Source organism: Mycobacterium sp. 1164966.3 (assembly GCF_001665395.1).
Taxonomy (GTDB): Bacteria; Actinomycetota; Actinomycetes; order Mycobacteriales; family Mycobacteriaceae; genus Mycobacterium.
In genome coordinates, this window is the sequence record NZ_LZSG01000070.1 from 172,282 (window position 1) to 199,182 (window position 26,901).

Annotated in this window: 20 protein-coding genes and 1 pseudogene; 18 read left to right on the forward strand and 3 right to left on the reverse strand. The window is 66.8% G+C overall.

From position 1 onward, the window contains the following. Positions 1 to 9: 9 nt before the first annotated feature. Both A9W99_RS25610 and lysX read right to left on the reverse strand, forming a co-directional pair. Positions 10 to 435 (reverse strand): DUF6653 family protein, encoded by a 426-nt coding sequence (locus A9W99_RS25610; protein WP_067385205.1) that lies wholly within the window; start codon positions 433 to 435, stop codon positions 10 to 12. Positions 436 to 441: 6 nt separating this feature from the next. Continuing rightward, entirely contained in the window at positions 442 to 3,876 is a 3,435-nt protein-coding gene (gene lysX / locus A9W99_RS25615; RefSeq protein WP_082930221.1) for a bifunctional lysylphosphatidylglycerol synthetase/lysine--tRNA ligase LysX, read from the reverse strand. Between the two features lie 382 nt (positions 3,877 to 4,258). Between lysX and infC the strand changes: the two genes are divergently transcribed. From infC to A9W99_RS25635, 4 genes are all read left to right on the forward strand, one after another. Beyond that, positions 4,259 to 4,852: a translation initiation factor IF-3 gene (infC, locus tag A9W99_RS25620; RefSeq protein WP_082930222.1), complete on the forward strand. Its 594-nt coding sequence runs from the start codon at positions 4,259 to 4,261 to the stop codon at positions 4,850 to 4,852. Positions 4,853 to 4,928: 76 nt separating this feature from the next. Beyond that, the gene (gene rpmI, locus A9W99_RS25625) at positions 4,929 to 5,123 is read left to right on the forward strand and encodes a 50S ribosomal protein L35 (RefSeq protein WP_067385214.1); all 195 of its coding nucleotides are present in this window, start codon (positions 4,929 to 4,931) and stop codon (positions 5,121 to 5,123) included. 85 nt (positions 5,124 to 5,208) lie between these two features. After that, positions 5,209 to 5,598 carry a 50S ribosomal protein L20 gene (gene rplT / locus A9W99_RS25630; RefSeq protein WP_067242424.1) on the forward strand — a complete coding sequence of 130 codons (390 nt, stop codon included), beginning with the start codon at positions 5,209 to 5,211 and terminating at the stop codon, positions 5,596 to 5,598. 13 nt (positions 5,599 to 5,611) lie between these two features. Next, positions 5,612 to 6,397 (forward strand): RNA methyltransferase, encoded by a 786-nt coding sequence (locus A9W99_RS25635; protein WP_156623284.1) that lies wholly within the window; start codon positions 5,612 to 5,614, stop codon positions 6,395 to 6,397. On the opposite strand, the gene A9W99_RS25640 is transcribed toward A9W99_RS25635, so the two are convergent. Beyond that, positions 6,398 to 7,450, reverse strand: coding sequence for an oxygenase MpaB family protein (locus A9W99_RS25640; protein WP_067385219.1), 1,053 nt, complete (start codon positions 7,448 to 7,450; stop codon positions 6,398 to 6,400). A gap of 262 nt (positions 7,451 to 7,712) precedes the next feature. Between A9W99_RS25640 and A9W99_RS25645 the strand changes: the two genes are divergently transcribed. The 14 genes and pseudogenes from A9W99_RS25645 to A9W99_RS25710 all read left to right on the forward strand — a co-directional run. Further along, entirely contained in the window at positions 7,713 to 8,573 is an 861-nt protein-coding gene (locus A9W99_RS25645; protein ID WP_305799929.1) for an adenylate/guanylate cyclase domain-containing protein, read from the forward strand. A gap of 9 nt (positions 8,574 to 8,582) precedes the next feature. Further along, positions 8,583 to 9,380 carry a rhomboid-like protein gene (locus A9W99_RS25650; protein ID WP_067385222.1) on the forward strand — a complete coding sequence of 266 codons (798 nt, stop codon included), beginning with the start codon at positions 8,583 to 8,585 and terminating at the stop codon, positions 9,378 to 9,380. A gap of 130 nt (positions 9,381 to 9,510) precedes the next feature. Further along, positions 9,511 to 10,554, forward strand: a complete 1,044-nt coding sequence (gene pheS / locus A9W99_RS25655) for a phenylalanine--tRNA ligase subunit alpha (protein WP_067385225.1) — start codon at positions 9,511 to 9,513, stop codon at positions 10,552 to 10,554. Next, a complete protein-coding gene (gene pheT / locus A9W99_RS25660; RefSeq protein WP_067385228.1) occupies positions 10,554 to 13,043 on the forward strand; it encodes a phenylalanine--tRNA ligase subunit beta in 2,490 nt (829 codons plus the stop codon). Before pheS ends, pheT begins: the two co-directional genes overlap by 1 nt. A gap of 125 nt (positions 13,044 to 13,168) precedes the next feature. After that, the gene (gene argC / locus A9W99_RS25665) at positions 13,169 to 14,221 is read left to right on the forward strand and encodes an N-acetyl-gamma-glutamyl-phosphate reductase (protein ID WP_067385231.1); all 1,053 of its coding nucleotides are present in this window, start codon (positions 13,169 to 13,171) and stop codon (positions 14,219 to 14,221) included. Then, complete coding sequence (gene argJ, locus A9W99_RS25670; protein WP_067385234.1) at positions 14,218 to 15,432, forward strand: bifunctional glutamate N-acetyltransferase/amino-acid acetyltransferase ArgJ; 1,215 nt, start codon at positions 14,218 to 14,220, stop codon at positions 15,430 to 15,432. The genes argC and argJ overlap by 4 nt, the downstream gene beginning before the upstream one ends. After that, a complete protein-coding gene (argB, locus tag A9W99_RS25675) occupies positions 15,429 to 16,421 on the forward strand; it encodes an acetylglutamate kinase (RefSeq protein ID WP_371514989.1) in 993 nt (330 codons plus the stop codon). Before argJ ends, argB begins: the two co-directional genes overlap by 4 nt. Continuing rightward, a pseudogene (locus A9W99_RS25680) lies at positions 16,418 to 17,593 on the forward strand (acetylornithine transaminase); the annotation flags it as partial. The gene argB and the pseudogene A9W99_RS25680, both read left to right, overlap by 4 nt. 122 nt (positions 17,594 to 17,715) lie before the next feature. Continuing rightward, entirely contained in the window at positions 17,716 to 18,642 is a 927-nt protein-coding gene (argF, locus tag A9W99_RS25685; RefSeq protein ID WP_067385237.1) for an ornithine carbamoyltransferase, read from the forward strand. Next, a complete protein-coding gene (locus A9W99_RS25690) occupies positions 18,639 to 19,133 on the forward strand; it encodes an arginine repressor (RefSeq protein ID WP_067385240.1) in 495 nt (164 codons plus the stop codon). Before argF ends, A9W99_RS25690 begins: the two co-directional genes overlap by 4 nt. Positions 19,134 to 19,145: 12 nt before the next feature. Beyond that, positions 19,146 to 20,351, forward strand: a complete 1,206-nt coding sequence (locus tag A9W99_RS25695) for an argininosuccinate synthase (RefSeq protein WP_067385243.1) — start codon at positions 19,146 to 19,148, stop codon at positions 20,349 to 20,351. After that, the gene (argH, locus tag A9W99_RS25700; protein WP_067385246.1) at positions 20,348 to 21,760 is read left to right on the forward strand and encodes an argininosuccinate lyase; all 1,413 of its coding nucleotides are present in this window, start codon (positions 20,348 to 20,350) and stop codon (positions 21,758 to 21,760) included. The genes A9W99_RS25695 and argH overlap by 4 nt, the downstream gene beginning before the upstream one ends. A 119-nt stretch (positions 21,761 to 21,879) precedes the next feature. After that, on the forward strand, positions 21,880 to 22,941 hold the full coding sequence (locus A9W99_RS25705) for a type III polyketide synthase (protein WP_067385257.1): 1,062 nt from the start codon (positions 21,880 to 21,882) through the stop codon (positions 22,939 to 22,941). Positions 22,942 to 23,123: 182 nt separating this feature from the next. Then, a partial coding sequence (locus A9W99_RS25710) for a type I polyketide synthase (RefSeq protein ID WP_156623285.1) occupies positions 23,124 to 26,901 on the forward strand: 3,778 nt, incomplete at its 3' end.

Below are 26,901 nucleotides of genomic sequence, written 5' to 3' on the forward strand. Positions count from 1 at the left end.
CAGACCAGGCTACTTGGGCTCCTGATCGAAGTACCGCACCATCTGCTGCCAGTACACCAACGTCAGCGCCATCTGCACCGCCGTCGCCACGGCCGCCGGAATCATTCGGCGGCGACGGGCGGCGACGATCGCGCCGAGCGCCACCGCGGAAGTCAGCGCGCTGATTGCCATGGCCGCATCCCGGGGCCGACGGGTGATCCACTGTTCCTCACCCAGCATCGCCCGGGTGGACCAGGCGTGCTCGTCTCGCGGCGGACCGAAGATGACCGGATTAACTGCCAGCCAAAACGCGACCAGCGCGCCATGGCTCCACCGTCGCGTCCAAATCGGCACCAACACCAGCGGGGTGCTTGCCCAGCGCGTCCAGGCGCTCCACGGATTGCAGTGCCGCGCAAAAATCGCCCGGCGAAGCTCTGCGATGGCTACCGAGGGCATAGGCGTCTAGTGCGGCTTCGCCAGCGGGAAGGGGAGCGTCTCGCGGATGCTGCGGCCAGTGATGAGCATCACAAGCCGGTCGATGCCCATCCCCAGTCCTCCGGTGGGCGGCATCGCGTATTCCATGGCCTGCAGGAAGTCTTCGTCGAGCTCCATTGCCTCGGGGTCGCCGCCCGCGGCCAGCAGCGACTGTTCGTGCAGCCGGCGTCGTTGCTCGACCGGATCGGTGAGCTCGCTGTAGGCGGTGCCGAGCTCGACGCCCCAGGCCACCAGATCCCACCGCTCGGCGAGACCGGGCTTACTGCGGTGCGGGCGGGTCAGCGGCGAGACCGAGGCCGGAAAGTCGATGTAGAACGTCGGATGCTCGGTCCGGTCCTCGACCAGATGCTCGTACAGCTCGAGCACCACCGCGCCCGCGTCCCACTGCTTCCGGTAGGGAATGTGCGCGGCGTCGGACAGCTTGCGCAGGGTGGCAAGGCTGGTCTCGACGTCGATTTTCTCGCCGAGCGCCTCGGATACCGCTTGGTGCACGCTCTTCACCGGCCAGACGCCGGAAATGTCCACCGGCTCGACGCGATCGCCGACGCGGTCCGACCCGTCGGTCCGGAACCGCATCACCGTCTGGGAGCCGTTGGCGGCTTCGGCGGCGTTCTGGATGAGCTCGCGGCAGCCGTCGGCCCACACCATGTAATCGGCATGCGCCTGGTAGGCCTCGAGCAACGTGAACTCCGGGTTGTGACTGAAGTCCACGCCCTCATTGCGAAACGCCCGGCCCAGCTCGAACACACGCTCCACACCGCCGACGCAGAGGCGTTTGAGGTAGAGCTCCGGCGCGATGCGCAAGAACAGGTTCATGTCGTAGCTGTTGATGTGGGTCACGAAGGGCCGCGCCGCGGCGCCGCCGTGGATCTGCTGGAGAATGGGGGTCTCGACTTCGATGAACCCCTTGCCGAACAACGTCTCCCGGACCGAACGCAACACGCTGCTGCGGGCTGTCACCAGATCGCGGGATTCGGGATTGACCGCCAGATCGACGTATCGGCTCCGCACCCTGGCCTCCGGGTCGGTCAGCCCCTTCCACTTGTTCGGCAGGGGCCGCAGGCATTTGCCGATCATCCGCCAATCCCGCACGATCAACGAGCGGTTCCCGTTCTTGCTGAAACCCATCTGACCGGTCATCTCGACCAGGTCGCCCAGATCGATGGCGGCGGTGAAATCGCGCGTGCGGCCCTGCTCCAAGCGCGAATTGTCCAGCAGCACTTGCATTTCGCCCGACCAGTCACGCAAGTCGGCAAACAGCACACCACCGTAGTCGCGGATCCGCAATATGCGTCCGGAAATCGAGACGTTGTCCTTATCGTCGGCGTCGATCGCCTGGGCAATCGTGTGGCTGGGCGGAGTTCCGACCGGGTAGGCGTCAATGCCGGTGCGCTGCAACGTCTTCAGCTTCGTCAGGCGCACCCGGACCTGTTCGGGCAGCCGGGACTTCGGTTCTTCCTCGCTGACGACGCCTCGTTGTTGTTGCAGCCCGCTCACGTCCGGAGCCGACCCGTCGGGATGCAGCAAGCCGGATTCGGCCAGTCTCGCCGGCACGGCCGAGTGATGACCGGTGTGCTCCTTGTTGCGCCGGCTGAAAGGCAACACCAGATAGCCCTCGGCGATCACCGAGGCGACACCTACCCGGGGCATCAGCCGGGCATCGTCGTAGCAGGCATACCGCGGTACCCACTCGGGCTGGTATTTCATGTTCGAGCGGTACAGCGCCTCCAGTTGCCAGAACCGCGAGAAGAACAGCAGCAGCCCGCGCCATAGCCGGGCAACCGGGCCGGCGCCGAGCTGGGCGCCCTGCTCGAACGCGGACCGAAACACCGCAAAGTTCAGGGAAATACGGCTGAGGCCAAGCTTTTCCCCGTTCAGGGCCAGTTCGCTGACCATCAATTCGATGGTGCCGTTGGGGGACTGCGGCGAACGACGCATCAAGTCCAGGGAGACGCCGGTTTGGCCCCAGGGGACCAGCGACAGCATTGCCACCACGTTGCCGCCGCGATCTACGGCTTCGACCAGCAGGCAGTCGGAATCGGCGGGATCGCCGAGTCGGCCCAACGCCATCGAGAAGCCGCGCTCGGTCTGCGTGTCGCGCCACGCATCCGCGCGGGCAATGGTGTCCGCCATCTCCTCGGGGGGGATGTCGCGGTGCCGCCGAAACCGTACCGTCAGCCCGGCCCGGCGCGCCCGCGTCACCGCCTGACGCACCCCGCGCATCTCCGGGCCGGAAAGCTTGTAGTCAGCGGTCCGCAAGATCGCCTCATCGCCGAGCTCCAAAGCGTTGAGACCGGCCTCGCGGTATGCCTTGGCGCCTTCCGAACTGGCGCCCATGACGCCCGGTGCCCAGCCGTAGGCCTGGCACAGACCAAGAAACGCGTCGATGGCCTGCGACCAGGCTCTCGGGTCGCCGATCGGGTCGCCGCTGGCCAGGCAGACGCCCACCTCGACCCGGTAGGTGACGGCAGCGCGGCCGCTCTGCGCGAATACCACCGACTTGTCGCGGCGGGTGGCGAAGTAACCCAGTGAGTCGTTCTGCCCCCACAATTCGAGCAGCCCGCGGATGGCCGATTCGTCCTCACCGGTAAGCGCGTTGTCGGCCCGCTGGGACTGAAACAGCACGATTGCCGCGACCATCAGCGCGAGTGCGCCGAAAAGCCCGAAGATCGCGTTGAGAAATACCTGCGGTTGCGGCCGGCCGGTGAACAAGTGCGAGGGCACGACCGCGAATCCGACCACGCGGTTGGCCACATACAGGAGCCGATCACCCGGGGCGAGCGTCCCGTGAAACATCTCTACCAGGCCCCAGGACAACAGGATTCCGATCATCCACCCGGTAACCAGCACCGCGGCGGCCTTGAACAGGGCGCCTCGGCGGACTTTCGCCCAAAATTCCCGATAGCTCAGGATCAGCACGATCGCCGCTACGACGTGGAAAGCGAAGCCGAGGCTTTCGCCGAAATTCTCGGAAGGCCGGTTACCGCCCTGGGCGATATCGAGGACGTTCAAGGCGGCCGAAAAGACCATGTTGCCGAGCAGCAGCAACCAGGCGATCCGTTTGCGTGCGGTCAGCGCGGCGGCCAGCAGCGCCAGCACGAACGACCACGCGATGCTGGTGTCCGGGAAGTTGAACAGATAGGCGTTGATGAATTCCCGCGGCGGCCTGATGAGCCACCGGAGCAGCGGCGACACGCTTGCGATGAGTGACACGGTGGCAATGACGCCAACGGTCCAGCCAGCCGCCGCCGGCACCCAGTGAAGCCGGGAGTTCGACTGGCTAGTCCTGGTGCGAGTCGATGCGAGTGTCACAGACCGCGAGAATATTCCTTTAAACCGTGAAATTGCTGGCGAACGGCCAAGACTGGCCCAGACCGGACAAGAGCATTCAGGGGTGGCCATGAGTTCGCCCGCCTCGTCGACGGTCGTCAGCAACGCCGTCGAGCCCCGTGCTGCTAGACTGGCCTGCGCGACCATCCCGGCTAAGGCCAGGGACAGTTAAGTGGAGTCCCACTCCCACCGCATGCCAAGAGAAGATTCCGAGCATCGAGAACTTCTGTAAGGCTATGCGGTCCGGTCAACGGGCATGTTGTGATGCCCGTCCTGCGCACGGCGCAGGCGGCTTGAGCTTTCGGGCCGCGATCGGTCGGCATTGGGCCCTGCTTGTGCAGGGCTTTTTTGCTGGTGGCGTGGTACTCCACCGCTGGCTTCCCGACGCATTTGCGCCGATTCCAGGCTCTGGTCACGAACAACAGACCAGAAGAAGCCGAGCAGGGGAGGCCCCATCAGCACTGAGACCCGCGTCAACGAGCGCATTCGCGTACCTGAAGTCCGATTGATTGGCCCTGGAGGGGAGCAGGTAGGCATCGTGCGTATCGAAGACGCACTCCGCGTCGCCGCGGACGCCGACCTCGACCTTGTCGAAGTTGCCCCCAACGCCAGACCGCCGGTCTGCAAAATCATGGACTACGGCAAATACAAGTACGAGGCGGCGCAGAAGGCGCGCGAATCCCGCAGGAACCAGCAGCAGACCGTCGTCAAGGAACAGAAGCTGCGGCCGAAGATCGACGACCACGACTACGAGACCAAGAAGGGTCACGTGGTCCGCTTCCTCGAGGCGGGGTCGAAGGTCAAGGTCACCATCATGTTTCGCGGACGCGAGCAGTCCAGGCCCGAGCTGGGCTATCGATTGCTGCAGCGGCTGGGTGCCGACGTCGCCGACTACGGCTTCGTCGAGACCTCGGCCAAGCAGGATGGACGCAACATGACGATGGTGCTGGCACCGCATCGCGGCGCCAAGACCCGCGCCCGGGCACGGCATCCTGAGGGGCCTGCAGCCGGGCCGCCAGCCGGTGAGGCGACACCGTCACCGAACTGAGCGCCGGCAGATAACGCAGACACTGACACGCAAACCGAATACCGAGAACGTAAGAAGCAGCAGAAGCAGAGGAAACATGCCCAAGGCCAAGACCCACAGCGGGGCGTCCAAGCGGTTCCGGCGCACCGGCACCGGGAAAATCGTCCGCCAGAAAGCCAACCGTCGCCACCTGCTCGAGCACAAGCCGAGCACCCGCACCCGGCGGCTTGACGGCCGCACCGCGGTGTCGGCCAACGACGCCAAGCGGGTCAACTCGCTGCTGAACGGCTGACACGAAAAGCGGCGCTGCGCTCAGCGCCACCCTTGACAATCACGTCCCATCACGTCTGAACGTTTGAACGAGAGTAGGAACATCCATGGCACGCGTGAAGCGGGCAGTCAACGCCCACAAGAAGAGGCGCAGCGTCCTCAAGGCCTCGAAAGGCTATCGCGGCCAGCGGTCCCGGCTCTACCGCAAAGCCAAAGAGCAGCAGCTGCATTCGCTGAACTACGCCTACCGCGACCGCCGCGCGCGCAAGGGCGAGTTCCGCAAGTTGTGGATCTCGCGGATCAATGCGGCCGCGCGCGCCAACGACATCACCTACAACCGGCTGATCCAGGGCTTGAAGGCCGCGGGAGTCGAGGTCGACCGCAAGAACCTCGCCGACATTGCGATCAGCGACCCCGCGGCGTTCACCGCGCTGGTGGACGTTGCGCGGGCGGCACTTCCCGACGACGTCAATGCACCGTCCGGAGAGGCCGCCTAACTCAGGGCGGATAGTGCTCACCGAACGCTCGGCCAGGGTGGCCGCGGCGGTGAAACTGCATCGCCACGTCGGGCGGCGACGAGCCGGACGGTTTCTCGCCGAGGGCCCCAACCTGGTTCGCGCCGCGTCGGCGCGCGGATTGATCCGCGACATCTTCGTCACCGAGTCCGCCGCACAGCGGTATGCGTCGTTGTTGGCCGCCCAGGATTCGCCGGTGCATCTGGTGACCGAGCGTGGGGCCAAAGCGCTGGCCGACACGGTTACCCCGGCCGGGTTGGTCGCGGTGTGCGAGACGCCAAGGACCCGGCTCACCGATGCGCTTGCCGGCTCACCTCGGCTGGTTGCCGTCGCTGTCGAGATCGGGGAGCCCGGCAACGCGGGCACAGTCATCCGCATCGCCGACGCCATGGGCGCCGGGGCGGTGGTGCTCGGCGGGCACAGCGTCGACCCCTACAACGGCAAATGCCTGCGCGCTTCGGCGGGCAGCATCTTCTCGATTCCCGTCGTGGTCGAGCCGGACGCACTCGCCGCGGTCAGCGCGCTTCGCAAGGCCGGGCTGCAGGTGCTGGCCAGCACGGTCGACGGCGAAACCTGTCTCGCCGACGCCGAACCGCTGCTGGCCAAGCCGACGGCGTGGCTGTTCGGTCCCGAAGCGCACGGGTTGTCGGCCGAGATCGCAGAGCAAGCAGACCACCGGGTACGGATCCCGATGTCGGGAGGCGCCGAGAGCCTCAACGTGGCGGCCGCCGCAGCCATCTGCCTGTACCAGAGCGCGCGAGCACTGGATCGGACGCGCTAATCAAGCCGCCCGTTTGCGCCCTCTGGCGGGCCGCAGGCCGGCAATCGACAGCGTGCCGTGCACCAGCGATCCGGCGCGCTCGAATAGGAATTTGGCCGGGTTGGAGCCGGGCGGAAAGTAATGCATCGGCAGCCCGCGGCGGTCGGGTGGGGGCGCCATGAACGCCGGGGCCTCGATCAGCGGCGCGTCGCTTCGGATTCGTCCCTCGGCCCGGCGGTAGGCGGCCAGCGCGCGCGGATGCAGCCGGATCTCGTCGGGAACCGCCAGGAACGCCAGTTCGACCGCCTTGCCGAACAGTCGCAGCAGTATCTCGTCACCCGGCGTCCAGCGCATTCCCGCCTTCTCCCGGACGGCAGGTTCGAACAGGCCGGCCGCGATCCAGCGTTGACCGGCAAACATCGGCTTGAACAGCTGGTCCCACAGTGGCGTGGGGATCAGCACGAACTTCGGCTTGGGGATCCGCATGTTGAAGATGTCGAGCGTCGCCTGGTTGATCTCCAGCTGTTCGCGGCCTACCCGCTCCCAGTACTCCTGGAATTCTTCCCACGATTTGGGCACCGGCCGCATGCTCATCCCGTACATCCGGTACCACTGCACGTGCTCGTCAAACAATTGGCGTTTCTCAGCTTCGGTCAAGCCGCCGCAGAAGTATTCCGCCACCTTGATAACAAGCATGAAAAACGTTGCATGAGCCCAATAGAACGTCTCCGGGTTCAGCGCGTGATACCGGCGCCCGTCAGCATCGACACCCTTGATGGTGCGGTGATAGCCCTTGATCTGCTGGCCGGTCAGGGCAGCGCGGTCGCCGTCGTAGACCACGCCCATGATCGGGTACACCGAGCGGGCCACCCGCTGCAACGGCTCACGCAGCAGGATCGAATGCTCCTCGACTCCCGCGCCCAGCTCGGGATACATGTTCTGGATCGCACCGATCCACACGCCCATCATCCCGGTGCGCAGGTCACCGAAATACTTCCAGGTGAGCGAGTCAGGTCCGAGTGGTCGAGCGGATGTCGCGGGTGCGGCCTGGGGTGAGATCGACGTCGTTGTCATCGCTGGACTCCTCCCGATAGCGCTCACGATAACTTTGACAACACACGTTGTCTACGATTTCCGCGTCTTGCGTGCGTTCGTGTTGCGCACTGAACGACGACGGTGTGACGAGGGTCTGATCGGGGCCTGATCAGGCCCTTCGTTGCGAGTTGCGACACAGTCGGACGGCCGTCGTTGCCGCGTTCAGGCGCAACCGCCTACCCTTGCGAGCGTGGAAGTCGGACCTGGGGATACGGATTCCGGCGGGTCTGAAAAGTCGGCCATTGCGCTGGCGTCACCGACGCCGCAACGACGCTCTCCGGTGCATTGGTTGCGTTCCAGGAACCACAGTCCGGGAGTCGTGGAGTTCGTCCGCCGGGCCCGACGGCTGTTACCCGGTGATCCGGATTTCGGCGACCCGCTGTCCACGGCGGGCGAGGGGGGCCCGCGCGCGGCGGCACGGGCCGCCGATCGGTTGTTGGGGGATCGTGATGCGGCATCGCGGGAGGTAAGTCTGAGCGTGCTACAGGTGTGGCAGGCGCTGACCGAGGCCGTGTCCCGCAAGCCGGCGAACCCCGAGGTGACTCTCGTATTCACCGATCTGGTCGGCTTTTCGGCGTGGTCGTTGCAGGCCGGTGACGACGCAGCGCTGACGCTGTTGCGACAGGTGGCCCGGGCCGTCGAGACGCCACTGCTGGATGCCGGTGGACACATCGTCAAGCGCCTGGGCGACGGTCTCATGGCGGTGTTCCGAAATCCGCTGGTCGCCGTGCGGGCCGTGTGCGTCGCGGAGGAGGCGATGAAATCGGTCGAGGTGGACGGCTACACGCCGCGAATGCGGGTGGGAATTCACACCGGCCGGCCGCAACGGCTGGCCTCGGACTGGCTCGGCAACGACGTCAACATCGCTGCGCGCGTTATGGAGCGGGCCACCAAAGGTGGCATCATGGTGTCCGGCGCGACGCTGGATCTGATACCGCAGAGCGAATTGGACGAGCTGGGCATCGTCGCCAAGCGCGCGCGTAAACCCCCGTTTGCACACAAAGCCGCCGGCGTTCCGGCGGACCTGGCGATATACCGCCTCAAAACTCGTAGGGAGTTCTTAACCTCTGATGATCAAGCCGAAACAAATGCAGAGGCATAGTAGAACGCGATGATTTACGGCATCTTCGCCAGGCTTGCCCGGGTGCGGTTCACCGTCGGTTATATGGCAGCACTAGTCGCGGTCAGCACCGTAATCCTCATGGTCGATCCGCAGACGCACGACCGGATCATCCAGCGGGCCAGTACTAATTTGCACAATCTGTCGCACGGACACTTGAGTACGTTGCTGAATAGCGCGCTCGTCGTCGAAGCCGGTCCGCTCTACTTCTGGATGCCGTTTCTGGCGTGTCTGCTGGCGCTGGCTGAACTGCATTTGCACACCATCCGGCTGATGGTGGCGTTTGTGGTCGGCCACATCGGCGCGACGCTCGTGGTGGTCGCGGCTCTTGCGGCGGCGGTCGAGCTCGGCTGGATGCCCTGGTCCATCACCCGTACCAGCGACGTCGGGATGAGCTACGGCGCCCTGGCGGTGCTCGGGGCGCTGACTGCAACGATCCCGCGGCGCTGGCGTCCGGCCTGGGTGGGCTGGTGGATTTCGGCGGGACTGACCGCCGGGGTCGCCGGCGGCGAGTTCACCAATGCGGGCCATGCGGTCGCGCTGATCCTGGGCGTCTTGGTGGCATCACGGTTCCGCCGGCCGGTGCACTGGACGTGGGTGCGGCTGTTGATGCTGGCCAACGCCTCGGGGTTCGGCTTCTTGATGCTGGCCCACCACTGGGGCTCGATGGCCGCGGTGCTCGGGTTCGGCGCGCTGGGGTCACTCGTCGCCTACCAGGTCGCCGGGCGCGCTAGGGCCCGCCGCCCGGCACTGGCTGCGCCGGTGGCGGCGGCGCTGACCGGTCCGTAGCCGGCGCCAAGCGCCGAGCGGCAATTACCGAATCACCTATGATCGGGCGATCCAGCCGGCACATTCGGCCGCGTCAAAGTCGACGAGGGCCGCCCGGAAGACCCTCGTCAGCCAAGGAGAAGTTCGCCGCGTGGGGGCTCAACCCGTCGATTTGTCACGCGAGGCGCTGGCCGGTGCGGTCAGCGCCGCGCAACAGGCGATCGCGCTTGCCGACGACCTGGACGCGCTGGCGAGGGTCAAGACCGAGCACCTGGGTGACCGCTCGCCGCTGGCGCTAGCGCGGCAGGCATTGGCGACTCTGCCCAAGGCGGAGCGCGCCGACGCGGGCAAGCGCGTCAACGTCGCACGCGCCGACACCCAGCGCAGCTTCGACGAACGACTGGCGGAGCTGCGGGCCGAACGCGACGCGGCCGTGCTGCTCGCCGAAGGTATCGATGTCACCCTGCCGTCGACCCGACAGCTACCCGGTGCCCGTCATCCGATCACCATCCTGGCCGAGCACATCGCCGACACCTTCGTCGCGATGGGATGGGAACTGGCCGAAGGGCCGGAAGTCGAGTCCGAGCAATTCAATTTCGACGCGCTGAACTTCCCTCCCGACCACCCCGCACGCAGCGAACAAGACACCTTCTACATCGCACCGGAGGGCTCCCGGCAGCTGCTGCGCACCCATACCTCGCCGGTGCAGGTGCGCACACTGCTCGAACGCGAGCTGCCGGTCTACATCGTCTCGATCGGCCGCACCTTCCGCACCGACGAACTCGATGCCACCCACACCCCGGTCTTCCATCAGGTCGAAGGCTTGGCGGTGGACCGCGGCCTGTCGATGGCGCATCTGCGCGGCACGCTGGACGCCCTGGCACGCGCTGAGTTCGGGCCGTTGGCGCGTACCCGGATCCGCCCGCACTTCTTCCCGTTCACCGAACCGTCCGCCGAGGTCGACGTGTGGTTTGCCAACAAGAAGGGCGGCGCCGACTGGGTGGAGTGGGGCGGCTGCGGAATGGTGCATCCGAATGTGTTGCGCGCCGCGGGAATCGATCCGGAGGTCTACTCGGGCTTCGCGTTCGGGATGGGCCTGGAACGCACCCTGCAGTTCCGCAACGGCATTCCCGACATGCGCGACATGGTCGAAGGCGACGTCCGGTTCTCGTTGCCGTTCGGGGTGGGTGCCTGATGCGCGTCCCCTACAGCTGGCTGCGTGACGTGGTATCGGCTGGGGCGCCGGACTGGGATGTGGCCCCCGGCGATCTCGAGCAGACGCTGGTGCGGATCGGCCACGAGGTCGAGGAGGTCATCGCCCTCGGTCCGGTCGACGGGCCGTTGACCGTGGGACGGGTCACCGTCATCGAAGAACTCACCGAGTTCAAGAAGCCGATCCGAGCCTGCCGGGTCGACGTCGGTGAACAGGCTGATCGCGAGATAATCTGCGGTGCAACCAATTTCGTGGTCGGCGATCTGGTGGTGGTGGCATTGCCCGGTACCACCCTGCCGGGCGGGTTTGCCATCACGGCGCGCAAGACCTATGGCCGCAACTCCGACGGGATGATCTGCTCGGCCGCCGAACTCGGGTTGGGCGCAGACCATTCCGGGATTCTGGTGCTGCCGCCGGGAACCGCCGACCCGGGTGCCGCCGGCGCCGACGTGCTCGGACTCGACGATGTGGTTTTTCACCTGGCCATCACGCCCGACCGCGGCTACTGCATGTCGGTGCGCGGGCTGGCCCGCGAGATCGCCTGCGCCTACGACCTGAATTTCGTCGACCCGGCAGAGATCGTGGCGTTGCCGGTCGAGGGCGAGGCGTGGCCTCTGACTGTGCAGCCCGAAACGGGCGTGCGCCGCTTCGCGCTGCGCCCGGTCACCGGAATCGACCCCGCGGCCGTCTCGCCGTGGTGGCTGCAGCGCCGACTGCTACTGTGCGGCATCCGCGCTGCTTCTCCGGCGGTGGACGTCACCAACTACGTGATGCTCGAACTGGGCCATCCGATGCATGCGCACGACCGCAAGCGCATCACCGGGGGTTTCGACGTGCGGTTCGCCCGAGCGGGCGAGACCGTCGTCACCCTCGACGACATCGAACGCAAGCTCGATCCGGCCGATGTCCTGATCGTCGACGACGTGGCGACGGCGGCGATCGGCGGCGTTATGGGTGCGGCCAGCACTGAGGTGCGCGCCGACTCCACCGACGTCCTGCTGGAGGCCGCGGTGTGGGACCCGGCTGCGGTGTCGCGCACGCAGCGGCGCCTGCATCTGCCCAGTGAGGCCGCGCGACGTTACGAACGCGGCGTGGACCCGGCCATCTCGGTGGCCGTCCTGGACCGGTGCGCCACGTTGCTAGCCGACATCGCCGGGGGCACGATTTCGCCGACGCTGACCGATTGGCGCGGCGACCCGCCAGTCGCCGAATGGGCCGGGTCGCCGATCCGGATGGCCATCGATCTTGCGGACCGCATCGCGGGGGTGGCGTACCCGGCGGGAACCGCGGCGCGACGGTTGACCCAGATCGGCGCGGAGGTGGCCAAGTCTGCCGCGGGCGTTTTGACGGTGACGCCGCCCAGTTGGCGGCCCGACTTGCGGCAGCCGGCCGACCTCGTCGAGGAGGTGCTGCGGCTAGAAGGCCTGGAAGTCGTGCCGTCGGTGTTGCCGCAGGCGCCCGCAGGTCGTGGGCTCACCGCGGTGCAGAAACGCCGCCGGGCGATCGGTAAGTCGTTGGCGTTGTCCGGCTACGTGGAGATCCTGCCGACACCGTTCTTGCCGGCCGGCGTCTTCGATCTGTGGGGTCTGCCGGCCGACGACCCGCGGCGCAGCACGGTCGATGTGCTGAACCCGCTTGAGGCAGATCGTCCACAGCTGGCCACCACGCTGCTGCCCGCTCTGCTGGAAGCGTTGGCGCGCAACGTGTCCCGCGGGATCGTCGATGCCGCGTTGTTCAGCATCGCGCAGGTAGTCCGGCCGACCGAGCAGACTCGCGCTATCGAGCTCATCCCGGTTGACCGCCGGCCCACCGACGCCGAGGTCGCCATGTTGGAAGCCTCGTTGCCCCGCCAGCCCCAGCACGTCGCCGCGGTCTTGACCGGACTGCGTGAACCGCGAGGTCCCTGGGGCCCGGGCCGCCGGGCAGAAGCCGCGGACGCTTTCGAGGCGGCGCGAATCATCGCGCGCGCCAGCGGGGTTGATGTCACACTACGTGCCGCCCAATTCCTGCCCTGGCACCCCGGTCGGTGCGCCGAGGTGCTGGTCGGCGAAATGCTCATCGGTCATGCGGGCCAGTTGCATCCGGCCGTGATCGAGCGGTCGGGCCTGCCGAACGGCACCTGCGCAGTCGAGCTGAACCTCGATGCGATCCCCATCGTCGACACGCTGCCGGCGCCCCGGGTTTCGCCGTTCCCCGCGGTGTTCCAGGATGTCAGCCTGGTGGTGTCGTCGGATGTGCCCGCCCAGACGGTTCAAGACGCGGTGCGTGAGGGTGCCGGCGAACTGCTGGAGGACATTCAGTTGTTCGACGTCTATACCGGGCCGCAGATCGGTGAAAATCGCAAGTCGCTGACGTTCGCGCTGCGGTTCCGCGCACCGGACCGCACCCTCACCGAAGACGACGCCAGCGCGGCGCGCGATGCGGCCGTGCGCTGCGCCGCCGAGCGCGCTGGTGCGGTATTGCGGACCTGACGCTGCTGCGCCGAGCGTGCAACGACGGTGAGAAATCGGCCCGAATCTCGCCCTCAGAACACGTTCGGCGAATGATGCTTCGGGCAGCCAGCATGAATTTGCAAGCTAATGCATAAACATGCAGAATGGTCCGGGTGGCCGAAGCGATAAGAGTGGCAGTAGCCGGAGCCAGCGGATATGCCGGCGGTGAAATCCTGCGCCTACTGCTCGGGCATCCGGCTTACACCGGCGGTCGGCTCACGATAGGCGCGGTGACCGCCGCGACCAGTGCCGGCAGCACACTCGGTGAACACCATCCACACCTCATCCCGCTGGCGCAGCGAGTGGTCGAACCCACCGAGCTGGCGGTGCTCGACGGTCACGACGTCATCTTCCTGGGCCTGCCGCACGGGCATTCGGCCGCACTCGCCGAACAGTTGAGCCCGGACACGCTGATCATTGACTGCGGCGCGGACTTTCGCCTCATCGATCCGGTCGCGTGGGAACGGTTCTACGGATCTCCGCACGCCGGCAGCTGGCCGTACGGGCTGCCTGAGCTGCCCGGGGCGCGCGAGCGGCTGCGCGGCGCGCGGCGCATCGCGGTTCCGGGCTGTTATCCCACCGCGGCGCTGCTGGCGTTGCTGCCGGCGGTAGCCGAGGATCTCGTCGAACCCGCCGTCACAGTCGTCGCGGTCAGCGGAACTTCCGGCGCCGGTCGCGCCGCCAAGACGGACCTGCTCGGCGCCGAAGTCATCGGATCGGCGCGGGCTTACAACATCGCCGGTGTCCATCGGCATACCCCCGAGATCGCGCAGGGGCTCCGGACTGTCACCGATCGCGACGTCAGGGTGTCGTTCACGCCGGTGCTCATCCCCACCTCCCGGGGCATCCTGGCCACCTGCACCGCGCGCACCCGGTCGCCGTTGTCGCAGTTGAGAGCGGCATACGAAAAGGCTTACGACGCCGAGCCTTTCATCTATCTGATGCCGGACGGCCAGCTGCCGCGGACCGGCGCGGTGATCGGCAGCAATGCCGCGCACGTCGCCGTCGCGGTGGACGAAGCCGCCGAGACGTTCGTGGCGATCGCGGCGATCGACAACCTGGTCAAGGGCACGGCCGGCGCCGCGATCCAGTCGATGAACCTGGCACTGGGCTGGCCGGAGACCGCAGGCCTATCCACGGTCGGGGTGGCGCCATGACCGAAACCGTCAGTGCGGCAAGGCTGCTGCGCGCACAGGGTGTCACCGCCCCGGCGGGCTTCCGGGCCGCCGGGATCGCCGCCGGGATCAAGGCATCGGGGGCCCGCGACTTGGCGCTGGTGTTCAACGAAGGGCCCGACTACGCCGCCGCCGGTGTGTTCACCCGCAACAAAGTCAAGGCCGCGCCGGTGCTGTGGACCCAGCAGGTGCTGACTACCGGACGGCTGCGCGCGGTGATCCTCAACTCCGGTGGCGCCAATGCGTGTACCGGGCCGGCCGGCTTCCAGGACACGCACGCTACCGCGGAGGCGCTTGCCGCGGCGCTGTCGGACTGGGGAACCGAAACCGGCGCTGTCGAGGTCGCAGTCTGCTCGACCGGACTGATCGGCGACCGGCTGCCGATGGACAGAGTGCTCGCCGGCATCAGCGAAATCGTGCACGACATGGCCGGCGGTCTGGTCGGTGGCGACGACGCCGCCCACGCCATCATGACCACCGACACTGTGGCCAAACAGGTTGCGCTGCATCATCAGGACAACTGGACGGTGGGGGGCATGGCGAAGGGGGCGGGCATGCTGGCGCCGTCGTTGGCCACCATGCTGTGCGTGCTCACCACCGATATAGTCGCTGAGGCCGCCGATCTCGACCGCGCGTTGCGTTCTGCCACCGCGCGCACGTTCGACCGGCTCGACATCGACGGCAGCTGCTCCACCAACGACACCGTGCTGCTGCTCGCCTCGGGGGCCAGCGAAATCGCCCCGGCCCAGGCCGAACTGGACGAAGCGGTGTTGCGGGTCTGCGACGATTTGTGCGCCCAGCTGCAAGCCGACGCCGAGGGTGTGACCAAACGCCTCACCGTGACGGTTACCGGGGCCGCCAGCGAAGACGACGCGCTCATCGCCGCACGCCTGGTCGCCCGCGACAGCCTGGTCAAGACCGCGGCCTTCGGCTCCGACCCCAACTGGGGCAGAGTACTCGCCGCCGTCGGCATGGCCCCGGTCACTCTCGACCCAGACCGAATCACCGTGTCGTTCAACGGCTCTGCGGTGTGCATAAACGGCGTCGGTGTTCCGGGCGCCCGCGAGGTGAACCTGTCCGGGCCGAATATCGACATCGTGGTCGATCTGCAGGTCGGCGACGGGCAAGCGGCCATTCGGACGACCGACCTTTCGCATGGCTACGTCGAAGAGAATTCGGCCTACAGCACATGAGCGTCCAGGCCCTACCCACCCAGGTCAAAGCCCAGGTCCTGGCCGAAGCGCTGCCGTGGCTGAAGCAGTTGCACGGCAAGATCGTCGTGGTCAAATACGGCGGCAACGCCATGACCGATGACACGTTGCGCGCGGCATTCGCCGCCGATATGGCGTTTCTGCGCAACTGTGGCATCCATCCTGTCGTCGTACACGGCGGTGGACCGCAGATCACCACAATGCTGCGTCGCCTCGGCATCGAAGGCGACTTCAAGGGCGGATTCCGGGTCACCACACCGGAAGTGCTCGACGTGGCCCGAATGGTGTTGTTCGGCCAGGTGGGTCGCGAGTTGGTCAACCTGATCAACGCCCACGGACCGTACGCCGTCGGAATCACCGGTGAGGACGCTCAACTGTTCACCGCGGTGCGGCGCAGCGTGACCGTCGACGGCGTCGCCACCGACATCGGGCTGGTCGGCGACGTCGCCCAGGTCAACGCTGCGGCGGTGCTGGATCTGATTGCGGCCCGCCGTATTCCGGTGGTGTCGACGCTGGCGCCGGACGCCGACGGTGTGGTGCACAACATCAACGCCGACACCGCCGCGGCGGCGCTGGCCGAAGCTCTGGGCGCCGAAAAGCTGTTGATGCTCACCGATATCGAAGGCCTCTACACCAGCTGGCCGGACCGGGAGTCGCTGGTGAGCGAAATCGACACGGCCACACTGGCACAACTGCTGCCCACGCTGGAGACGGGCATGATCCCCAAGATCGAAGCGTGCCTGCGGGCCGTGACCGGCGGCGTCCCCAGCGCCCACGTCATCGACGGGAGAGTCCAACACTGCGTGCTCGTGGAGCTGTTCACCGACGCGGGCACCGGCACCAAGGTGGTACGCGCCGGCGACGATGCAGTGGGGGCACCCCCAGCCGCGCAGCGGCGAGGGGGACAGAGAAGCGATGTGGGGGCACCTCCCGCTTGCGGGGGAGAGGAGCGGCGCAGGTGGAAAGCATGAGTCGCACGCAGAGCGTCCGACAGCGGTGGCAGGCCGTGATGATGAACAACTACGGCACTCCGCCGGTAGCCCTGGCCAGCGGCGACGGCGCTGTTGTCACCGACGTCGACGGCAAGAGCTATTTGGACTTGCTCGGCGGCATCGCCGTCAACGTTCTGGGCCACCGCCACCCCGCGGTGATCGAGGCGGTAACGCAGCAGATGTCCACGCTGGGCCACACTTCCAACCTGTACGCCACCGAACCCGGTATCGCACTGGCCGAGGAACTGGTCGCGCTGCTCGGCGCCGACTCGCACACGCGAGTGTTCTTTTGCAACTCCGGCACCGAGGCGAACGAGGTGGCTTTCAAGCTGTCGCGGCTCACCGGCCGGACGAAACTGGTTGCGGCACACGAGGCCTTCCACGGCCGCACCATGGGCTCGCTGGCACTGACCGGTCAGCCCAGCAAGCAGGCGCCGTTCGAACCGCTGCCAGGCGACGTCACGCACGTCCGCTATGGCGACGCCGACGCGCTGGCTGCCGCGGTCGGTGACGATACCGCGGCGGTATTCCTCGAACCGATCATGGGGGAGAGCGGTGTCGTCGTCCCGCCCGACGGCTATCTGGCCGCCGCCCGCGAGATCACCGCGCGCCACGGCGCCCTGCTGATCCTCGACGAGGTGCAAACCGGAATGGGCCGCACCGGCGCGTTTTTCGCCCACCAGCACGACGGCATCACCCCAGATGTGGTGACACTGGCCAAGGGGCTGGGCGGCGGGCTGCCGATCGGGGCGTGCCTGGCCGTCGGTCCGGCCGCCGACTTGCTCACGCCCGGCCTGCACGGCAGCACCTTCGGCGGCAATCCGGTGTGTACCGCCGCGGCCCTCGCGGTACTGCGGGTGATTGCGGCCGAAGACCTGGTCCGGCGCGCCGACGCGCTGGGGAAGTTGTTGAGGGACGGCATCGAATCCCTCGGGCACCCGCTGATCGACCAGGTGCGCGGGCGGGGGCTGCTGATCGGAGTGGTGCTGACCGGCCCGCGCGCCAAGGACGCCGAGGCGGCCGCCCGCGATGCCGGGTTCCTAATCAACGCGGCTGCCCCGGACGTGATTCGGTTGGCGCCGCCGCTGGTCATCACCGAGGCCCAGATCGACGCCTTCATCGGTGCCCTGCCGGGCATCCTGGACCGCGCCGGCGACGATGCAGTGGGGGTACCCCCAGCCGCGCAGCGGCGAGGGGGACAGAGAAGCGATGTGGGGGCACCTCCCGCTTGCGGGGGAGAGGAGCGGCGCAAGTGACCCGCCGGAGCATCCTCATGACCAGGCATTTCCTTCGCGACGACGACCTCGCACCCGAAGAACAGGCCGAAGTCCTCGAGCTCGCCGCCGAACTCAAGAAGGACCCGCTCAGCCGTCGTCCCCTCGAAGGCCCACGCGGTGTCGCGGTGATCTTCGACAAGAACTCCACCCGCACCCGGTTCTCATTCGAGATGGGTATCGCGCAGCTCGGTGGGCACGCCGTCGTCGTCGACGGCCGCAGCACCCAGCTGGGCCGTGAGGAAACCCTGCAGGACACCGCGAAAGTGTTGTCTCGCTACGTCGATGCCATCGTCTGGCGGACCTTCGGTCAGGACCGGTTGACGGCGATGGCGTCCGCCGCGACCGTGCCCGTCGTCAATGCCCTCTCCGATGAATTCCACCCTTGCCAGGTGCTGGCGGACCTGCAGACCATCGCCGAACGCAAGGGTGCGCTGCCGGGGCTGCGGTTGTCCTACTTCGGTGACGGCGCCAACAACATGGCCCATTCGCTGATGCTCGGCGGGGCGACCGCCGGCCTCCACGTCACGGTCGCCGCACCCGAGGGCTTCCTGCCCAACCCGGGGGTGCTCGCCGCAGCCGAGCAACGCGCGAAGGCGACCGGAGGCTCGGTCACGGTTACCCCCGACGCCGACGGGGCCGCCGCAGGTGCCGACGTGCTGGTGACGGACACCTGGACGTCGATGGGACAGGAAAACGACGGGCTCGACCGCGTCAAGCCGTTCCAGGCGTTCCAGGTCAACGCCCGGCTGCTCGGGCTGGCCGATCCGGAAGCGATTGTGCTGCACTGCCTTCCGGCCCACCGCGGGGACGAGATCACCGACGATGTGATGGACGGTCCGGCCAGCGCGGTGTGGGACGAAGCGGAAAACCGGCTGCACGCCCAGAAGGCACTGCTGGTGTGGCTTCTGGAGGGGAGCCGATGACCCGATCGAAGGCCGTACCTGAACCGACCCGCGCCGGCCGACAAGCCCGCATCGTGGCGATCCTGTCGTCGGCGTCGGTGCGCAGCCAGAACGAGCTCGCGACGCTACTGGCGGACGAGGGCATCGAGGTCACCCAGGCAACGCTCTCGCGGGATCTGGAGGAACTCGGCGCGGTGAAACTGCGGGGCGCTGACGGCGGTAGCGGGGTGTACATCGTGCCCGAAGACGGCAGCCCGGTGCGCGGCGTGTCCGGCGGTACCGACCGGATGTCGAGGCTGCTCAGCGAGTTACTGGTTTCCACCGATGCGAGCGGCAACCTCGCGGTGTTGCGCACGCCGCCGGGTGCGGCACACTACTTGGCCAGCGCCATAGATCGCGCGGCCCTGCCCCAGGTCGTCGGCACTGTCGCCGGTGATGACACCATCCTTGTGATTGCCCGAGAGCCGATGACCGGTGCGGAACTCGCTGGCATGTTCGAGAACATTCGGTAAGGAGATCGGTTCATGTCAGAGCGAGTCATCCTGGCGTATTCCGGCGGTCTGGACACCTCGGTGGCGATCAGCTGGATAGGCAAGGAGACCGGCCGCGAGGTCGTGGCAGTGGCGATCGACCTGGGCCAGGGCGGCGAGGACATGGAGGTGGTACGTCAGCGGGCGCTGGATTGTGGTGCCGTCGAGGCTGTTGTCGTAGATGCCCGCGACGAGTTCGCCGAAGGCTATTGCCTGCCGACCGTCCTGAACAACGCGCTGTACATGGACCGCTACCCACTGGTGTCGGCGATCAGCCGGCCGCTGATCGTCAAGCACCTGGTGGCGGCCGCCCGTGAGCACGGTGGCGGCATCGTCGCGCACGGCTGCACCGGGAAGGGCAACGACCAGGTCCGGTTCGAGGTCGGATTCGCTTCGCTGGCACCGGATCTCGAGGTGCTGGCGCCGGTCCGCGACTATGCGTGGACCCGGGAAAAGGCGATCGCGTTCGCCGAGGAGAACGCGATCCCGATCAACGTCACCAAACGGTCGCCATTCTCGATCGACCAGAACGTCTGGGGCCGCGCGGTGGAAACCGGCTTCCTCGAACACCTGTGGAACGCCCCGACCAAGGACATCTACGCCTATACCGAAGACCCGACCCTGAACTGGAGCACGCCCGACGAGGTGATCGTCGGCTTCGAACAGGGCGTGCCGGTATCAATCGATGGGCGCTCGACGTCCGTTTTGCAGGCCATCGAGGAGCTCAACCGCCGCGGCGGGGCGCAAGGCGTCGGGCGTCTCGACGTCGTCGAGGACCGGCTGGTCGGCATCAAGAGCCGCGAGATCTACGAGGCGCCCGGAGCGATGGTGCTCATCACCGCCCACACCGAGCTCGAACACGTCACCCTGGAGCGTGAGCTGAGCCGGTTCAAGCGTCAGACCGACCAGCGCTGGGCCGAGCTGGTCTACGACGGTTTGTGGTACTCGCCGCTGAAGACCGCGCTGGAGAGCTTCGTGGCCAAGACCCAGGAGCATGTCTCCGGCGAGGTCCGGCTGGTGTTGCATGGCGGCCACATCGCGGTCAACGGCCGGCGCAGCGCGGAGTCTCTCTACGACTTCAACCTGGCCACCTACGACGAGGGCGACAGCTTCGACCAGTCGATGTCGAGGGGCTTCGTCTATGTGCACGGCCTGTCCTCGAAGATCGCCGCCCGCCGGGACCTGGCCAGCGAGGCGTGAGCACTCGCGAGGGGTCGCTGTGGGGCGGGCGGTTCGCCGACGGCCCGGCCGACGCACTGGCCGCGCTGAGCAAATCCACCCACTTCGACTGGGTGCTGGCTCCCTATGACATCACCGCTTCCCGGGCGCACACCGTGGTGCTTTACCGGGCCGGGTTGCTCACCGAAGAGCAGCGCGACGGGCTGTTGGCCGGCCTGGACAGCCTCGCCGCCGACGTTGCTGACGGCAGCTTCGGCCCGCTGGTCAGCGACGAGGACGTGCACGCCGCCCTGGAGCGTGGGCTGATCGACCGGGTTGGACCCGACCTGGGCGGCCGATTGAGGGCCGGACGGTCGCGCAACGACCAGGTGGCCACGCTGTTCCGGATGTGGCTGCGCGACGCGGTGCGCCGGATAGCGGACGGTGTGCTCGACGTCGTGAATGCGCTGGCCGCTCAGGCCGCCGCGCACCCGAATGCCATCATGCCCGGCAAAACCCATCTGCAGTCCGCTCAGCCCATCCTGCTGGCGCATCATCTCCTGGCGCACGCACACCCGTTGCTGCGCGACGTGGACAGAATCGTCGATTTCGACAGGCGCGCGGCGGTGTCGCCGTACGGCTCGGGGGCATTGGCCGGCTCATCGCTGGGCCTGGATCCCGACGCGATCGCCGCGGATCTGGGCTTTGCGAGTGCCGCCGACAATTCCGTCGACGCGACGGCTGCGCGGGACTTTGCTGCTGAGGCGTCGTTCGTGTTCGCCATGATCGGCGTCGACCTGTCGCGACTCGCCGAGGACATCATCCTCTGGAGCTCCACGGAGTTCGGTTACGTGACTTTGCACGATTCGTGGTCGACGGGTAGCTCGATCATGCCGCAGAAGAAGAATCCTGACATCGCTGAGCTGGCCCGCGGCAAATCAGGGCGGTTGATCGGGAACTTGGCTGGGTTGCTGGCGACGCTGAAAGCCCAGCCGCTGGCCTACAACCGCGACTTGCAGGAGGACAAGGAGCCGGTCTTCGACTCGGTGGCCCAGCTGGAGTTGCTGCTGCCGGCGATGGCCGGGCTGGTAGCCAACCTGACGTTCCACGTCGAAAGGATGGCGGCGCTGGCCCCGGCCGGCTATACGCTGGCCACGGACATTGCAGAATGGCTTGTGCGCCAAGGAGTTCCGTTCCGCGCTGCGCACGAGGCCGCTGGTGCCGCCGTGCGTGCCGCCGAGCAGCGCGGGGTCGGGCTCGAGGAGCTGACCGACGACGAATTGGCGGCCATCAGCCCCGAATTGACGTCGCGGGTCCGTGACGTGCTGACCATCGAGGGCTCGGTGTCGTCGCGCGATGCCAGAGGCGGAACCGCGCCGAGTCGCGTTGCTGACCAGCTGAGAACGGTCCTGACGAGCTGTGACGAGCTCAGAAAGCGGCTGCGCCGATAGTCGCCGCGAGATCTGGATTGCCGGGTTTTGCCGGGTGGTTGCAAGCCGACTAAACTTCAAGCTTCAGCGATCGGGGTGAACCTTCAGTCCTAAATGTTCGTAACCAAGGGGTGGGACCAATGAGCGTGATCGCAGGCGTCTTCGGGGCGTTGCCGCCGTATCGCTACTCCCAAAAAGAGCTCACCGACTTTTTCGCCAGTATCCCGGATTTCGCGGGCTACGAAGACATCGTCCGGCAGTTGCACGCCAGCGCCAAAGTCAACAGCCGCCACCTGGTACTGCCGCTGGAACGGTATCCGAGGCTTACCGACTTCGGCGAGGCCAACCGAATCTACATCGAGAACGCGGTAGACCTCGGCTGCGAGGCTCTGACCGGCGCACTTGACGATGCGGGACTGCGACCGCAGGACCTTGACGTGCTCATCACCACCTCAGTTACTGGTGTAGCGGTCCCGTCGCTGGACGCCCGGATCGCCGCACGGCTCGGGCTGCGCCCCGATGTGCGGCGACTTCCATTGTTTGGTCTCGGTTGCGTCGCCGGCGCGGCGGGCGTGGCGCGGTTGCACGACTATCTGCGCGGTGCGCGCGACGGTGTTGCCGCGCTGATTTCGGTCGAATTGTGCTCACTCACCTACCCCGGATACCGGCCGTCGCTGGCCGGGATGGTCGGCAGCGCCCTGTTTGCCGACGGGGCGGCCGCGGTGGTCGCCGTCGGCGACCGTCGTGCCGACGAGGTTGGCGCCGGCGGGCCGCGCATTGTCGATTCCCACAGCCACCTGTATCCGGACTCGCTGCGCACCATGGGTTACGACATCGGCACCACCGGCTTCGAGCTCGTGCTGTCGAAAGACGTCGCGGATGTGGTCCGGCAATACATCGCCGATGACGTCGGCACTTTTCTCGCTGCGCATGGACTGAGCACCACCGATATCGGCGCCTGGGTCAGTCATCCGGGAGGACCCAAGATCATTGACGCGATCAACGAAAGCCTCGACCTGCCACCGCAGGCCCTGGAGCTGACCTGGCGCTCACTGGGCGAGATCGGCAACCTGTCGTCGGCTTCGGTATTGCACGTACTGCGGGACACCATAGCCAAACCGCCGCCCAGTGAAAGCCCTGGGCTGATGATCGCGATGGGACCCGGATTTTGTTCCGAACTCGTTTTGCTGCACTGGCACTGATGCGCGCCGGTGAGGTCTTCCGCCTCCCGTAACCGTGTTCTGGAACCGTGACGGTGATGAGGCGAACGAAGTTGGTGGGGGTTTCCGAAAGGCCGGACCGCAGGAATCACGCTGGGTATGCTGTGCCGGTCAACCCATCAATCCCCACTCTTTAAATTGAGTGACAGGAGAGGCCGAGCCGGATGAACAGCACTCACGAAGATCTTATTCGAGCGCTGCGCAAGTCTCTCAAGGAAAATGAGCGGTTGAAGCGGGAGAACCGCGAGTATCTGGCATCACTGGCCGGCGGTCATGCCGAGCCTGTTGCGGTGGTCGGGATGGCGTGCCGGTATCCGGGTGGGGTGGATTCGCCGGAGGCGTTGTGGGACATGGTGGCTGCGGGACGCGATGTCGTGTCGGACTTCCCGGCAGATCGCGGCTGGGATCTGACCGGGTTGTTCGACCCGGATCCGGACGCGACGGGCAAGTCGTATTGCCGCGCCGGCGGCTTTTTGGCCGACGCGTCCGACTTCGATGCCACATTCTTCGGTATCGCGCCCAGCGAGGCGCTGGCGATGGATCCGCAGCAGCGATTGCTGCTGGAGGTCTCGTGGGAGGCATTGGAGCGCGCCGGAATTGACCCATCCGGGTTGCGAGGCTCGGCAACCGGCGTGTTCGCCGGGGTGTTTCACGGCTCGTATGGCGGCCAGGGCCGGGTTCCCGGGAATCTCGAGAGGTACGGCCTACGTGGTTCCACATTGAGCGTCGCGTCGGGGCGGGTCGCTTACACGTTAGGGCTTGAGGGTCCGGCCGTGTCGGTGGATACTGCGTGTTCGTCGTCGTTGGTGGCATTGCATCTCGCGACGCAGTCATTGCGCTCGGGGGAGTGCGGCCTGGCGTTGGCCGGCGGGGTGACGGTGATGGCCACGCCGGCGATGTTCATTGAGTTCAGTCGGCAGCGGGCACTGGCCGCGGACGGCCGTTGCAAGGCGTATGCCGGCGCCGCCGACGGCACCGGATTCTCCGAGGGCGTCGGTGTATTGGTATTGGAGCGGCTGGCCGACGCACAGCGGTTGGGACATCCGGTACTGGCAGTGGTCCGCGGATCCGCGGTCAACCAGGATGGCGCCTCCAACGGTCTGGCAACACCCAACGGCCCGTCGCAACAACGGGTTATCCGGGCGGCACTGACCAACGCGCGACTGAGCACCGCGGATGTGGACCTTGTCGAGGGGCACGGCACGGGCACCACGTTGGGGGATCCCATTGAGGCGCAAGCGATTTTGGCCACCTATGGGCAGGAGCGCCCGGCCGATCGCCCGCTGTGGCTGGGGTCAATCAAATCCAACATGGGTCACACGTCGGCAGCAGCCGGGGTTGGCGGAGTGATCAAGATGGTGCAGGCGATGCGGCACGGGGTGATGCCGCAGACGCTGCACGTGGATGTGCCTACGCCGCACGTGGATTGGTCCGCGGGAGCGGTATCGCTGTTGACCGAGGCGCGACCGTGGCCCGAGCTGGACAGGCCCCGCCGGGCGGGCGTCTCGTCATTCGGGATCAGCGGCACGAATGCGCACGTGATCTTGGAGCAGCCCCCCGTACCGGACCCGGCACTGGAAGCCCTTGAGGACAAAGGGGTGTCGGAAGGCGCGACTCGGCATGCGGCGGTTCCGTGGGTGCTGTCCGCTCGCGCGACGGAGGCGTTGGCGGCTCAGGCCGAGCGACTGTTGGCACACGTGGATGCGCACCCGGATTTGGGTGCGGTGGATGTGGGTTGGTCGCTTGTCTCGGCACGCTCGACGTTTGAGCATCGGGCCGTCGTGGTGGGCGCCGATCGCGAGCAGCTGATGTCGGGACTGGCGGGACTGGTGGCTGATGACCCAGGCGCGGGAGTGGTGGTGGGCCGTGCCCGCCCGGTCGGCAAGACGGTGTTCGTGTTCCCCGGCCAGGGCTCGCAATGGATCGGAATGGGAGCCGAATTACTCAACACTGCAAAGGTATTCGCTGACCATATGCAGCGGTGCGACAAGGCGCTCGGGGAGCATGTCGAGTGGTCTTTGATCGACGTCATCCGAGGAGCCGCGAACGCGCCGGGGCTGGATCGGGTGGATGTGGTGCAGCCCGTCCTGTGGGCGGTGATGGTGTCGCTGGCCGAGTTGTGGCGCTCAGTCGGAGTGAATCCGGACGCAGTGATCGGCCATTCCCAAGGCGAGATCGCGGCAGCGTATGTGGCGGGCGCGTTGTCGCTGGAGGACGCCGCTCGTGTGGTGGCGCTGCGAAGCCGGCTGCTGGTGCAGCTGTCGGGTGCCGGCGGCATGGTCTCATTGGCCTGTGGGTTGCCCAAAGCCCAGGAACTGCTGGCTCGGGGCGGAGATCGACTGAGCATCGCTGCCGTCAATGGCGTTTCGTCGGTTGTGGTCTCCGGTGCGGTGGACGCGCTGGACGAGCTGATCTTGAGTTGCGAAGCTGAGGATGTTCGCGCCCGCAGGATCGACGTCGACTACGCTTCCCACTCGCAGCACGTCGACGTCATACGTGAGCCGCTGTTGAAAGCGCTGGCCGGTATCGAACCCCAACACTCCGCGATCGCATTCTTCTCGACGGTCACCGGCGAGCTCATGGACACCTCCGGACTTGATGCCGAGTACTGGTACCAAAGCATCCGCCGCACCGTGCAGTTCGAGCGTGCAGTTCGCGGTGCGCACGATGCGGGATATCGGGTGTTCATCGAGTCGAGCCCGCATCCGGTACTCGTCGCCGGTATAGAAGAGACGGTGGCTGGCCACAACCCGGACGAATCGGTTGTCGTTCCTTCGCTTGGCCGTGATGACGGTGGGCTGCAACGTTTTTGGCTGTCGGTGGGACTGGCGCATGTCGCGGGTGCGGCGGTGGATTGGCGGGCCGCCTTCGCCGATTGCAATACGCAACACGTCGACTTGCCGACGTATGCTTTTCAGCGGCAGCGTTTTTGGCTGACGGTCGCCGGTGTCGGCGGCAGTGATCTGGCCGGTCTCGGGATGGCGGGCGCCGAGCACGGATTACTGGGCGCGGTGGTGGAGCGTCCGGATTCGGGTGGGGTGGTTCTTACCGGGCGGTTGTCGGTGGCTGTTCAACCCTGGTTGGCCGACCATGCGGTGGACGGGGTGGTGCTTTTTCCGGGGGCGGCGTTCGTGGAATTGGCCCTGCGGGCCGGCGATGAGGTCGGCTGTTCGGTGGTGGAGGAACTGACACTGTCCGCGCCGCTGCTGTTGCCGCCGGCCGGTGCTGTTCAGGTGCAGGTGATAGTGGGCGCCCCAGCAGGGCCGGATGGCCGTCGCAGCATCGCGGTGTATTCGCTTGCGGCCCAGCCTGGTTCGGAGTGGATCTTGCACGCCGAAGGCGCGTTGAGCACCGGAGCAGTGCAGCCGGCCGCGAATTTGTCGGTGTGGCCGCCGGTGGGTGCGACGGCGGTGGATGTGGCCGACGCCTATGAGCGGCTGGCCGGCCGGGGCTATGAGTATGGTCCGGCGTTTCGGGGTTTGCAGGCGATGTGGCGGCTGGGTTCTGTGGTGTTCGCCGATGTCGCCGTTCCCGAGGTCGCGGGAGCGGGGGATGGCAGCTTCGGTATCCATCCGGTGCTGGTCGATGCGGCCTTGCATGCGATGGGATTGGCCGGCGAGGAGCAGCAGACGATGTTGCCGTTTTCGTGGCAGGGGGTGTGTTTGCATGCTGCGGGGGCATCTCGGTTGCGGGTGCGGATAGCGCCGGTGGGTGCTGGGGCGGTGTCGGTGGAGTTGGCTGATGGTGCCGGGTTGCCGGTGTTGTCGGTGCGCGAGTTGGTCGTTCGCCCGATCTCGGCAGATGCGCTGTCGGCCCCCGCCCCTCGAACCGCTGGTGGGTTGTTGGAGGTGGTGTGGTCGCCGGTGTCGTTGGGTGGTGGTGGTGTTGGGCCGGTGGTGGTGTGGGAGTCGTCGTCGGGGGGGTGGTTGGGGTCGGTGTACT

Excerpts from the sequence above, each read along its gene's own strand:
- A9W99_RS25610 (WP_067385205.1), bottom strand. The coding sequence starts at position 435 with ATGCCCTCGGTAGCCATCGCAGAGCTTCGCCGGGCGATTTTTGCGCGG.
- lysX (WP_082930221.1), bottom strand. The coding sequence starts at position 3,876 with ATGGCCACCCCTGAATGCTCTTGTCCGGTCTGGGCCAGTCTTGGCCGT.
- rpmI (WP_067385214.1), top strand. The coding sequence starts at position 4,929 with ATGCCCAAGGCCAAGACCCACAGCGGGGCGTCCAAGCGGTTCCGGCGC.
- rplT (WP_067242424.1), top strand. The coding sequence starts at position 5,209 with ATGGCACGCGTGAAGCGGGCAGTCAACGCCCACAAGAAGAGGCGCAGC.
- A9W99_RS25640 (WP_067385219.1), bottom strand. The coding sequence starts at position 7,450 with ATGACAACGACGTCGATCTCACCCCAGGCCGCACCCGCGACATCCGCT.
- A9W99_RS25650 (WP_067385222.1), top strand. The coding sequence starts at position 8,583 with ATGATTTACGGCATCTTCGCCAGGCTTGCCCGGGTGCGGTTCACCGTC.
- pheT (WP_067385228.1), top strand. The coding sequence starts at position 10,554 with ATGCGCGTCCCCTACAGCTGGCTGCGTGACGTGGTATCGGCTGGGGCG.
- argC (WP_067385231.1), top strand. The coding sequence starts at position 13,169 with ATGGTCCGGGTGGCCGAAGCGATAAGAGTGGCAGTAGCCGGAGCCAGC.
- argJ (WP_067385234.1), top strand. The coding sequence starts at position 14,218 with ATGACCGAAACCGTCAGTGCGGCAAGGCTGCTGCGCGCACAGGGTGTC.
- argB (WP_371514989.1), top strand. The coding sequence starts at position 15,429 with ATGAGCGTCCAGGCCCTACCCACCCAGGTCAAAGCCCAGGTCCTGGCC.
- argF (WP_067385237.1), top strand. The coding sequence starts at position 17,716 with ATGACCAGGCATTTCCTTCGCGACGACGACCTCGCACCCGAAGAACAG.
- A9W99_RS25690 (WP_067385240.1), top strand. The coding sequence starts at position 18,639 with ATGACCCGATCGAAGGCCGTACCTGAACCGACCCGCGCCGGCCGACAA.
- A9W99_RS25695 (WP_067385243.1), top strand. The coding sequence starts at position 19,146 with ATGTCAGAGCGAGTCATCCTGGCGTATTCCGGCGGTCTGGACACCTCG.
- A9W99_RS25705 (WP_067385257.1), top strand. The coding sequence starts at position 21,880 with ATGAGCGTGATCGCAGGCGTCTTCGGGGCGTTGCCGCCGTATCGCTAC.